Source organism: Sphingobium psychrophilum, from assembly GCF_012927105.1.
Taxonomy (GTDB): domain Bacteria; phylum Pseudomonadota; class Alphaproteobacteria; order Sphingomonadales; family Sphingomonadaceae; genus Sphingobium; species Sphingobium psychrophilum.
In genome coordinates, this window is the sequence record NZ_JABBFV010000009.1 from 146,436 (window position 1) to 156,670 (window position 10,235).

Annotated in this window: 10 protein-coding genes; 5 read left to right on the top strand and 5 right to left on the bottom strand. The window is 64.1% G+C overall.

Annotated features, from left to right (window positions below; genetic code table 11):
- Nucleotides 1-31: 31 nt before the first annotated feature.
- The gene (gene kdpA / locus HHL08_RS14110; protein WP_169573779.1) at nucleotides 32-1,735 is read right to left on the bottom strand and encodes a potassium-transporting ATPase subunit KdpA; all 1,704 of its coding nucleotides are present in this window, start codon (nucleotides 1,733-1,735) and stop codon (nucleotides 32-34) included.
- A gap of 12 nt (nucleotides 1,736-1,747) precedes the next feature.
- On the bottom strand, nucleotides 1,748-1,837 hold the full coding sequence (locus tag HHL08_RS14115) for a potassium-transporting ATPase subunit F (protein ID WP_169573780.1): 90 nt from the start codon (nucleotides 1,835-1,837) through the stop codon (nucleotides 1,748-1,750).
- On the opposite strand from HHL08_RS14115, the gene HHL08_RS14120 reads away from it, so the two are divergent.
- On the top strand, nucleotides 1,836-1,997 hold the full coding sequence (locus HHL08_RS14120) for a hypothetical protein (RefSeq protein WP_169573781.1): 162 nt from the start codon (nucleotides 1,836-1,838) through the stop codon (nucleotides 1,995-1,997). The two genes, HHL08_RS14115 and HHL08_RS14120, sit on opposite strands and share 2 nt — an antisense overlap.
- Before the next feature lie 84 nt (nucleotides 1,998-2,081).
- Here the strand turns inward: HHL08_RS14120 and HHL08_RS14125 are convergent, their stop codons facing one another.
- Both HHL08_RS14125 and secA read right to left on the bottom strand, forming a co-directional pair.
- Nucleotides 2,082-2,438 carry a PilZ domain-containing protein gene (locus HHL08_RS14125; RefSeq protein ID WP_169573782.1) on the bottom strand — a complete coding sequence of 119 codons (357 nt, stop codon included), beginning with the start codon at nucleotides 2,436-2,438 and terminating at the stop codon, nucleotides 2,082-2,084.
- 130 nt (nucleotides 2,439-2,568) lie between these two features.
- On the bottom strand, nucleotides 2,569-5,298 hold the full coding sequence (gene secA / locus HHL08_RS14130; RefSeq protein WP_169573783.1) for a preprotein translocase subunit SecA: 2,730 nt from the start codon (nucleotides 5,296-5,298) through the stop codon (nucleotides 2,569-2,571).
- Nucleotides 5,299-5,541: 243 nt separating this feature from the next.
- Here secA and HHL08_RS14135 point away from each other — a divergent pair, with 243 nt between their 5' ends.
- The 4 genes from HHL08_RS14135 to HHL08_RS14150 are packed head-to-tail and all read left to right on the top strand — an operon-like array spanning nucleotide 5,542 to nucleotide 9,762.
- Complete coding sequence (locus tag HHL08_RS14135; protein ID WP_328804662.1) at nucleotides 5,542-7,089, top strand: ArnT family glycosyltransferase; 1,548 nt, start codon at nucleotides 5,542-5,544, stop codon at nucleotides 7,087-7,089.
- 32 nt (nucleotides 7,090-7,121) lie between these two features.
- A complete protein-coding gene (gene argJ, locus HHL08_RS14140; RefSeq protein ID WP_169573784.1) occupies nucleotides 7,122-8,348 on the top strand; it encodes a bifunctional glutamate N-acetyltransferase/amino-acid acetyltransferase ArgJ in 1,227 nt (408 codons plus the stop codon).
- Nucleotides 8,348-9,142 carry an inositol monophosphatase family protein gene (locus HHL08_RS14145; protein ID WP_408021781.1) on the top strand — a complete coding sequence of 265 codons (795 nt, stop codon included), beginning with the start codon at nucleotides 8,348-8,350 and terminating at the stop codon, nucleotides 9,140-9,142. Before argJ ends, HHL08_RS14145 begins: the two co-directional genes overlap by 1 nt.
- Nucleotides 9,143-9,153: 11 nt before the next feature.
- Nucleotides 9,154-9,762 (top strand): glutathione S-transferase family protein, encoded by a 609-nt coding sequence (locus HHL08_RS14150; protein ID WP_169573785.1) that lies wholly within the window; start codon nucleotides 9,154-9,156, stop codon nucleotides 9,760-9,762.
- Between the two features lie 129 nt (nucleotides 9,763-9,891).
- On the opposite strand, the gene trxA is transcribed toward HHL08_RS14150, so the two are convergent.
- Nucleotides 9,892-10,212 carry a thioredoxin gene (gene trxA / locus HHL08_RS14155; RefSeq protein WP_088182115.1) on the bottom strand — a complete coding sequence of 107 codons (321 nt, stop codon included), beginning with the start codon at nucleotides 10,210-10,212 and terminating at the stop codon, nucleotides 9,892-9,894.
- Nucleotides 10,213-10,235: the final 23 nt, after the last annotated feature.

Genomic DNA, 10,235 nt, shown 5'->3' on the forward strand with positions numbered 1-10,235 from the left:
ACCGGTGCCCACTTTTCCGCGCGATCCTTCGTTAAAACGTCTGGCCGTGGATCATCGCGAGATGATCGGCGACGGGGCCAAGGGCTAGGCTGGGCAGGAAGGTCAGGCCGCCGACAACCAGCACGATGCCGATCAGCAGGCCGGTCCACAGCGGCCCCGTGGTGGGGAAGCTGCCCGCGGTTTCAGGCGTATAGGATTTCGCCGCAAGGCTGCCCGCAATCGCCAGCATCGGAATGATGATGAAGAAGCGGCCGATCCACATCGCAACGCCCAGCATGCCATTGTAGAAGGGCGTGTTGGCGGTCAGGCCCGCAAAGGCCGACCCGTTATTCCCGACTGCGCTGGTGAAGGCGTAGAGGATTTCGGTAAATCCGTGCGGCCCCTTGTTGAGCGGTCCTGCCAGCCCGGCCTGCGTGACGCTGGCGATCGCGGTCATCCCCAGGATCACCAGCGGCAGCACCGCGATGGCCAGCACGGCGAGCTTGACCTCACGCGACTCGATCTTCTTGCCGACATATTCCGGCGTCCGTCCCACCATCAGCCCGGCGACGAACACGGCGAGGATGGCGAACAGCAGGAAGCCGTAAATGCCCGCGCCGACGCCGCCGACCACCACTTCGCCCAGTTGGATATTGAACAGCGGGATCATGCCGCCCAGCGCGGTGAAACTGTCATGCATGGCGTTGACCGCGCCGCAGCTGGCCGCCGTGGTGACGACCGAGAAAAGCGCCGATGCGGCGATGCCGAAGCGGACTTCCTTGCCTTCCATATTGCCGCCGGCAACGCCCAGATTGTGCAGGATCGGGTTGCCCGCAGCCTCCTGCCAATAGGTGATGGTGACGCCCACCAGGAAGATGGCCAGCATCGCCGCCAATATCGCCCAGCCCTGCCGCACATTGCCGACCGCCTTGCCGAACGTATAGGTCAGGCCCACGCCAATGGCGAAGATCGACAGCATCTGGACGAAATTCGTCACGGCATTTGGGTTTTCGAACGGATGGGCGCTGTTGGCGTTGAAGAAGCCGCCGCCGTTGGTGCCCAGCATCTTGATCGCTTCCTGGCTGGCCACCGGGCCAAGCGCCAGCGTCTGCTTGACGCCTTCCAGCGTCGTCACATCGACCGACCCGGCCAGCGTCTGCGGCACGCCGCTCGCGATCAGGAACAGGGCGTAGAGGATGCACAGCGGCAGCAGCAGGTAAAGCGTCACCCGCGTCATATCCGCCCAGAAATTGCCGATCGTCGTCGCGTTCCGCCGCGCAAAACCGCGGAACAGCGCGAAGGCGAGCGCAATGCCGGTCGCTGCCGACAGGAAATTATGGATCGCCAGGCCCAACATCTGTGACAGGTTCGACAGCGTCGATTCGCCCGCATAGCTCTGCCAGTTGGTGTTGGTCGTGAAGCTGACGGCGGTGTTGAACGCCAGATGCTCGCTCGTGCCCGCGAAGCCCAGCGGATTAAGCGGCAACAGCCCCTGCAAGCGCAAAACCGCATAGGTGAAGAGCGCGAGCATGAAGTTGAAGAGCAGCATGTGCACGGCATAGCGCCGCCAGCCCTGCTCCTGCGTCGGGTCGATCCCCGACAGGCGATAGAAGCCCCGCTCGACCGGGCCGAGCACGGCATGCAGCGGCGTGCGCCGCCCTTCGTACAACGCGAACAGCCACAGCCCGACCGGCTTCGTAAGCGCCAGTAATATGCCGACAAAGGCCGCGATCAGCAGCCATCCCTGGAAGGTCATGATTGCCCCTCCCTAAAAGCGTTCGGGCCGTGCAAGCACGGCGGCGAGGTAGCCAAGAAGGCCGAGCGCGGCGATCGCCGCAAGCCAGAGGTCGATGGTCATGATGGCTGCCTCCTCACGCATGGTCGCAAAGCGCGACATAGCCAAGGCTGGCCGCCGCCAGGCCGAAGGTGAGGCCGATCCAGAGGATGTCCTGCATGAAAATTCTCCCGCACGCCGTCGCCGCGGAAGGCGGCAGGATCGGCTACGGGACGTCACCTAGTGCGTGGGTGCAGTGGAATGCGAGACGAGGACTATGCCACCGCCATAGTATTTGCGTATGATTCGGAGTCTATCGCGCCATCGCTTAGGCGTAGCTGCCGGGGCCGACCCGATGCAGCGTGATGGGTGGATGATCAACGGCATGAACGCGCGATTCGGTAATGACGGCGAGTGGGTCGATGGCATGGCTGAGCAACAGGCCGCAGCGATCCGGCCCTTCCCAGATCACCGTGCCGCATACCTCCAGCCCGTCGGCGATCAACGTCACCCGCTCGCCGATCGTTGGGAGCCATGCGCCGGCGATCAGCGCGCCATAGATGGAGATGTTGCGGATCGTAACGGGCTGGCTGATCCCGTCCCAGTGCAGCGTCGCCCCGACCTCAGCGGCGAAGCGGCTTTCGCGGCGGCGTTCGGCGCGGGCGCGATAGGAAATGCTGTCCATGGCCTTCTCTCCCGGTATGCCCCCCGGAGTCAGGCCACATTCGGCGGGCAAAGTTGCCAAAAGACTAAGCCGACTGGTTAACGATCGGTTGGGCGCGAAAGGGGGGCAGACCTTGCCCGCCCCCTTCAATTCAGGCCAGAGCGCCGTGGCAATGCTTGTATTTCTCGCCCGAACCGCAGGGGCAAGGCGCATTGCGGCTGATGTCCAGATTGGCGAACTCCCCAACAGCGCCCACCGGCGCGCGCGGGATCGTGGTGGTGAGGCCGCCAAAGCTGCCGCCGTCGATGTCTGCGCTATTATCTTCGCCCGAAAACGGGTCGATATGCGTGGTGATGAAATCGGGCAGCACCGGCAGGTCGAACTGCGGCATCGGCGCTTCGTCCATGCGGAACTGCACGCGGGCGATCGACCCGGTCACATCCTCGCGGATATTCTCCAGCATCCGCTCGAACAATGCGAAGGCTTCCTGCTTATATTCGTTGATCGGCGTTTTCTGGGCATAGGCGCGCAGATGTACCACCTGGCGCAGCGCGTCGAGCGTCGAGAGATGCTCCTTCCAGTGATGGTCCAGGCTCTGGAGCAGGATCGATTTTTCGATCATGTGCCAGTCGGCTGCATCGACCTCCCTGACCTTCTCCGCCACGGCTTCGTCGGCCAGCGCCGACAGCCGCTCCTCGATCAGTTCTGGATCGACCGAATCCTCGGCCAGCCAGGCGTCGAAGTCCGGCTCCAGACCCAATATGTCGGCCGCGCGCGCCTTCAGCCGCTCGATATCCCATTGTTCGGGATAGGTGCCGGGCGGGCAGGATGCGCCGACCAGGTCGTTCACCGTTTCACGGCGCATGTCGGCGACGACATCATCGACCGTATCAGCGTCCATGATGTCGGCGCGCTGCTCGTATATGACCTTGCGCTGGTCGTTCATCACGTCGTCATATTCGACGACCTGCTTGCGGATGTCGTAATTGCGGGCCTCGACCTTGCGCTGGGCCGTCTCGATCGCCTTGCTCAGCCATTTGGACGGCGGCAATGCCTCGCCATCCTCCAGGTTAGACCGGATCATCTTGGCGAACATCGTGTCCGGGCCGAAGATGCGCATCAGGTCATCGTCGAGGCTGAGGTAGAAGCGCGAAAGGCCCGGATCGCCCTGACGGCCCGAACGGCCCCGCAACTGGTTATCGATCCGACGACTTTCATGGCGCTCGGTCGCCAGCACGAACAGGCCGCCTGCCGCCAGCACTTCGGCCTTTTCGGCGGCGATTTCGGCCCGGATACGCTCGATCGCGGCGTCGCGCTCCGGCCCTTCGGGCACATCGCGCAATTCGTCCTCGACCCGCAGTTCCAGGTTACCGCCCAACTGGATGTCGGTGCCGCGGCCCGCCATGTTGGTGGCGATCGTCACCACGCCTTTGCGCCCGGCCTGGGCCACGATATGCGCTTCGCTCTCATGGAAGCGGGCGTTGAGGACCGCGTGGGGTACGCCTTCCTGATTGAGGAATTCGGACAGCATCTCGGACTTTTCGATCGACACGGTGCCGACCAGCACGGGCTGGCCCTTTTCAGCATGTTCTTTGATCGTCTTGGCGATGCCGCGGAACTTGTCCTCGATATTCTTGTAGAAGCTATCCTGTTCGTCCACCCGCTGCACCGGCTTGTTGGTCGGGATGGTGACGACGTTCATCTTGTAGATTTCGTAGAATTCGGTCGCTTCGGTCGAAGCGGTGCCGGTCATGCCCGAAATCTTGGGATACATGCGGAAATAATTCTGGAAGGTGACGGACGCCAGCGTCTGGTTCTCCGGCTCGATCTGGACGCCTTCCTTGGCTTCTACCGCCTGGTGCAGGCCGTCCGACCAGCGGCGTCCGTCCATCATGCGACCGGTAAATTCGTCGATAATGACGACCTTGCCGTCCTTGACGATATAATCGATGTCGCGGCGGAACATCACGACCGCGCGCAGCGCCTGGTTCACATGATGGACGACCTGCGTATTTTCGAAATCGTAGAGGTTGCTGCCCTGGAGCAGCCCCGCGGTTTCCAGCAGGCGCTCGATATTCTCGGTGCCGTCCTCGGTCAGCGTGACGGTGCGCTGCTTCTCGTCCTTCTCATAATCATCCTCGACCAGCTGCTTCACGATCGCGTCGACCGAAACATACAGTTCCGACTTGTCGTCGGTCGGGCCGGAGATGATGAGCGGCGTGCGCGCTTCGTCGATCAGGATCGAATCGACTTCGTCCACGATCGCATAGTTGAACGGCCGCTGGACCATCGATGCGCGATCATATTTCATATTGTCGCGCAGATAGTCGAAGCCCAGTTCGTTGTTCGTCGCGTAGGTGATGTCCGCGGCATAGGCTGCGCGCCGCTGGTCCTCGCTGATGTTCGGCACGATGACGCCGGTGGTCAGGCCCAGGAAACGATAGACCTGGCCCATCCATTCGCAATCGCGGCTGGCCAGATAGTCGTTCACGGTAACGACATGGACGCCCTTGCCCTGCAATGCGTTCAGATAGGTCGCCAGTGTCGCGACCAGCGTCTTGCCCTCACCCGTCCGCATTTCGGCGATTTCACCGCGATGCAGCACCATGCCGCCGACCATCTGCACGTCGAAATGGCGCATCCCCAGCACGCGCACGCCCGCTTCGCGCACCGTGGCGAAGGCTTCGGGCAGTAAATCGTCCAGCGTCTCGCCATTGGCCAGCCGTTCGCGGAACTTCGCCGTCTGGCCGACCAGTTCCTCGTCGCTCATGGCCTGCATCGCCGGTTCGAAGGCGGCGATCTGGTCTACGGTCTTGCCCAGCGACTTCACATAGCGTTCGTTGGACGATCCGAAGATGGACTTGGCGAGTGCGCCGAACATGCGATTTCCTAATTTCGTAAGGGGCACGCCCCCCCTTGTCAGAAGCGCGCGCGGATATGCGCCGCGATTTAGGCACGGCACATCCTTTAGTCAATCAGACAGCGGCTTAACCCAATCTGTCGCAGGTTCGTCAAAATCCTGTGGCAGGCGGCTTTGGTCGGGCGGTGGCGTCATGCCAACGCGAAGGCGTTGCACTTCGCGCAAGCTGCGCCACAAGAGCGCGACAAGAGCAAGGGTCGCATAGTGTATCGTTCAATCGTCCTGGCGACGGTGCGCCGCCGCGCCCTGCCGGTCGCCGCGCTGGTCGCGATGGCGCTGATCCTATGGTTCGGCCTGACGGCGATTGCGACTCCGTTCGACCATGACGAAAGCCAATATGTCGCCGGCGCCTATTTCAGCAGCCGCCTGCTGATTTTCCGCGATTTCCTCTATCTCCAGCCGCCGCTGCACAGCTGGACCTTCGCGCCGATCGTTTGGCTGTTCCCCGATCATATGGTGGTGGCGATGCGGCTGGCCACGGCCGTTACCGCGCTTGGCACCCTGGCGACACTATGGGCAGGACAGCGGATCGCCGGCATTTCGCGCGACAGCGCCGCTATCGCGACCTTGCTCGTCGGCGCGACCGCCGCCTTCCAGTTCACCGGCGCGGTGGTGCGCAACGACATGTTGCCGACTTGGCTGTCGTCCATGGCGCTGCTGGTCAGCCTGCTCGCGCTGCGCCATTGTGGGCGTCGCTATTGGTTCGCGGCCGGATTGCTATTTGGCCTTGCCATCGCGACGAAGCTCAATTTCGCGCCGCTGGGGCTGATGACCGGTCTGTTCGTCATCAGCGCGGGCGGGCGTTGTGGCCTGCGCGCTGCCTGCTGGCTGGCGGCTGGCGCGGTGGCGGGTATGACGCCGATGCTGATAGCCTGGGCGCTCGACCCCGACGCCTTCTTCTACGGCGTGCTGACCTTCGGCGCGACCGCGCCCCATGCCTGGTACGCGGCCAATGGCGCGTTCGATGAACTGGCGACGATCGAAAAACTGACCGACCTGCTCAAATATCTGTGGAAAGGACCGGCGCTCGCCGCCTTGCTCCTGTTGTCGGCCAACTGGATCATGACCCGCCGGCGCGTGCGTTCGCCCGGACGGCGACTGGCGATCTGGATGACGGTCGGCGCGCTGATCGGCGCGGCGATGCCGACGCCATCGCAGGTCCAATATGTCATGCCCTTGCTGCCGCCGCTGGCGCTGGCGCTCGGCTATCTGCTCGACGACGCGCGGCGCTGGCCCTTTGCGCCCCGTCAGGCGCTGCTCGGCCTGCTCTGCCTCGCCGCCATTCCCGGCATGTTGGCCGCCACCCGGCATGTGGTGGCGATGCTGCGAAGCGGATCGCCGGTGCTGGAGGCGGACGCCGCCGCGCGCTGGGCTGGGGCGAGCGTGCGCGCGATGGGTCAAGGCGACGACGTCGTCACCCTGTCGCCGCATATGATCCTGGGCAGCGGCCTCGCCCTCGACCCGCGCTTTGCCCCCGGACCGTTCGCCTGGCGTACCGGCTGGACGATGGGGCCGGTGCTGGCGCGGCAGGTTCACGCCATGATCCCGGCGACGCTGGGCGACATGGACCGCGATCCGCCCGCCGCCATCCTGACCGGCTACGAAGGCGGCACCCGCAAATTGCCGCTGCGCCCCGACGACGCGCTGGTCGCCTATGCCCGCCAGCGCGGCTATCGCATGGTGGCGATGCCCGATGGGGTGGGTCGCTTATATATGCGGCCGTCTGCCCCGGTCGCTTCGCGGAAAGATTGACCCTCGCCCGATTTTGTCCCATTTCGCGCGCCATGACCGACCGCTCCCCCCTCGCCCCCGCCGCCTTCCCTCCGCTGCCGTCGATTGCAGGCGTGACGCTGCGCACGGCCCGCGCCGGATATAAGGCCTGGGATCGCTGCGACCTCACCTATGTCGAGCTGGACGCGGGCACCGCCGTCGCCGGTGTCACGACGCAGAGCAAATGCCCCTCGCCCGAAGTCGAATGGTGCCGCGACGCCATCCCGCTCGGTTCGGCGCGCGCACTGGTGGTCAATGCCGGCAACGCCAACGCCTTTACCGGCCATCGCGGTCGCGCGGCTGTGGAGGCGATCGCGGCCAAGGTCGCCAATCACCTCGGCTGCCTGCCATCGGACATCTTCGTCTCATCGACCGGTGTGATCGGCGTGCCTTTGCCGATCGACAAGGCCGAAGCGGGTCTGGAAGCCGCCTTCACCGCCGCGCCCTGCGGCTGGGAAGAGGCCGCGACCACGATCGGCACCACCGATACCTATCCCAAGGGCGCCCATGTGTCCGCCATGATCGGCGACACGCGGGTCGAGCTGGTCGGCATCATCAAGGGGTCGGGCATGATCGCGCCCGACATGGCGACGATGCTGGGCTATATCTTCACCAACGCGGCGATCGAACCTACCCTGTTGCAACACATGCTGTCGGCGGCGAACCGCAAGAGCTTCTCCTGCATCACGGTCGATAGCGATACCTCCACCAGCGACACCGTGCTGGCCTTCGCCACCGGCAAGGCGGGCCATGCGCCGATCACCAGCATGGACGATGCCGGGGCGGACGCTTTCCACGCGGCGCTGCATGACCTCTGCCGCCAACTGGCCCATCTGGTAGTGCGCGACGGCGAAGGCGCGACCAAGTTCATCGATATCATGGTGGAGGGCGCGGAGAGCGACGCCAGCGCCCATCGTATCGCCCTCTCCATCGCCAACTCGCCGTTGGTGAAGACCGCGATCGCGGGCGAGGACGCCAATTGGGGCCGTATCGTCATGGCCGTGGGCAAGGCCGGCGAACCCGCAGACCGCGACACATTGTCGATCCGCTTCGGCGCGACGCAGGTAGCGACCGGCGGCCTGGCGGTCGAGGGCTATGACGAAGCCCCGGTGGCGGCCCATCTCAAAGGACAGGATATCCAGATCGGCGTTGATCTGGGCCTGGGCGAAGGCCGGGCGCAGGTGTGGACCTGCGACCTGACCCACGGCTACATCTCGATCAACGCCGATTACCGCAGCTGATGCTGGCGCTGCACGATCCCGTCGTCGCGCTGATGCGGCAGGTCGGACGCGACATCGTCATGCCGCGCTACCAAAATCTGGCCAGCGACGAGATCAGCGAGAAGGCGGCGAACGATTTCGTCACCATCGCCGACAAGGAAAGCGAGGTCCGGCTGGCCGAAGGCTTGGCCGCCATCCTGCCAGACGCCGGGATCATCGGCGAGGAAGCCTGCGCCGCCGACCCGGCGATCCTCGACCGGGCGGGCGATGGGCTCAACTGGATCATCGACCCGATCGACGGCACCGGCAATTTCGCCGCGGGCAAATCGCCTTTCGGTATCATCATCGCCCTGGCCGATGCTGGCACGACGCTGGCGGGCTGGATACTCGATCCGCTGACCGGGCGGCTGTGCCACGCGATGCTGGGCGGCGGCAGCCATGTCGATGGCAACCAGGTGGAGGCGCGCGAAACCGGCGGCGCGCTGCCGATCGCGGCGCTGGCGACCTTCTTCATGTCCGCTGAAGAACGCGCCGATATGGAGCGCCGGTCGCAGGCCATCTTTACGCTGGTGGACATTCCCCGTTGCGCCGCGGAGCAATATCCGCGGCTGGTGCTGGGACAGAATGACGTGTCGGTGTTCGCGCGGACTTTGCCCTGGGATCATGCGGCGGGCACCTTGTTCGTCAATGAAGCGGGCGGCTGCTGCCAGCGCACCGACGGAACGCCCTATGTCGTGGGCGACCTGCGGCGCGGGTTGATGGGCGCATCCTCGCCCCGGCTGTGGGACAAGGCGGCCGCGACGCTATTTGGATAAAGGGACATGCCATGCTGACGATCTGGGGCCGGTTGAACTCCCACAATGTTAAGAAAGTCGTGTGGTTCGCCGATGAAATCAGCCTGCCCTATGTCCGCCATGACGTCGGCGGCGCCTATGGCATGAGCGCGGATTATCTCGCGAAGAACCCCAATGCGCTGATCCCCACGGTCGAGGATGGCGACGTCATGCTGTGGGAATCCAACGCGATTTTGCGCTATCTGGCGGCGCGCCATGCCCCGGCCCTTTGGCCCGCCAACCCGGCGGAGCGGGCGCAGGGCGACAAGTGGATGGACTGGCAATTCGCCTTCGCCGACGCCCAGCGCGACGCTTTCCTGCAACTGGTGCGACACTCGCCCGAACAGCGAGATGGACAGTTGCTGGCCAAGTCCGCAGCAGCATCGGGCGCGGCCATGAAAATCCTCGACCGGACGCTCGCGGTGCAGCCTTGGCTTTCAGGTGTCGCTTTCGGTGTCGCGGATGTGCCGATGGGCGTCTATGCTCACACGTTCTTCACGCTCGACATGGAGCGGCCCGATGTGCCGCATGTGCGCGCCTGGTATGACAGGCTTCGCGCCCGCCATGCCTATGCCCAGTCGGTGATGATCCCGCTGACATGAACCTTGCACGTCCAAGCGACCCGTTCGTGCTGAGTAGGGACTGAGCGAAGTCGAAGTCCCGTATCGAAGCATCCTTCGATACGCCATTTCGACTTCGCTCAATGGCTACTCAGGACGAACGGAAAAGTTTCAGAGAACGCTTTCGATCCAGCCCTTGAGCGCGCTCTTGGGCGCCGCGCCGACTTTGGTCGCGGCCGCTTCGCCATTTTTGAACAGGATCATCGTCGGGATGCCGCGCACGCCATATTGGCCAGGCGCATCGGGATTTTCATCGATGTTGACCTTCACGATCGACACGCGGTCGCCCAGTTCCTCGGAAATTTCCTCCAGGGCCGGGCCGATCATCTTGCACGGACCGCACCATTCGGCCCAGAAATCGACGAGGACGGGCTTGTCGGAATCGATGACGTCGGCCTTGAAGCTGAGGTCGGTAACTGCCTTGGTGGCCATGAGAGTCTCCTTATGTTGCAGCC

Bases quoted from the DNA above. Each gene is read 5' to 3' on its own strand.
- kdpA (WP_169573779.1), bottom strand. From the start codon at position 1,735: ATGACCTTCCAGGGATGGCTGCTGATCGCGGCCTTTGTCGGCATATTA.
- secA (WP_169573783.1), bottom strand. From the start codon at position 5,298: ATGTTCGGCGCACTCGCCAAGTCCATCTTCGGATCGTCCAACGAACGC.
- trxA (WP_088182115.1), bottom strand. From the start codon at position 10,212: ATGGCCACCAAGGCAGTTACCGACCTCAGCTTCAAGGCCGACGTCATC.
- HHL08_RS14120 (WP_169573781.1), top strand. From the start codon at position 1,836: ATGATGGCTGCCTCCTCACGCATGGTCGCAAAGCGCGACATAGCCAAG.
- argJ (WP_169573784.1), top strand. From the start codon at position 7,122: ATGACCGACCGCTCCCCCCTCGCCCCCGCCGCCTTCCCTCCGCTGCCG.
- HHL08_RS14150 (WP_169573785.1), top strand. From the start codon at position 9,154: ATGCTGACGATCTGGGGCCGGTTGAACTCCCACAATGTTAAGAAAGTC.
- HHL08_RS14115 (WP_169573780.1), bottom strand. From the start codon at position 1,837: ATGACCATCGACCTCTGGCTTGCGGCGATCGCCGCGCTCGGCCTTCTT.
- HHL08_RS14145 (WP_408021781.1), top strand. From the start codon at position 8,348: ATGCTGGCGCTGCACGATCCCGTCGTCGCGCTGATGCGGCAGGTCGGA.
- HHL08_RS14125 (WP_169573782.1), bottom strand. From the start codon at position 2,438: ATGGACAGCATTTCCTATCGCGCCCGCGCCGAACGCCGCCGCGAAAGC.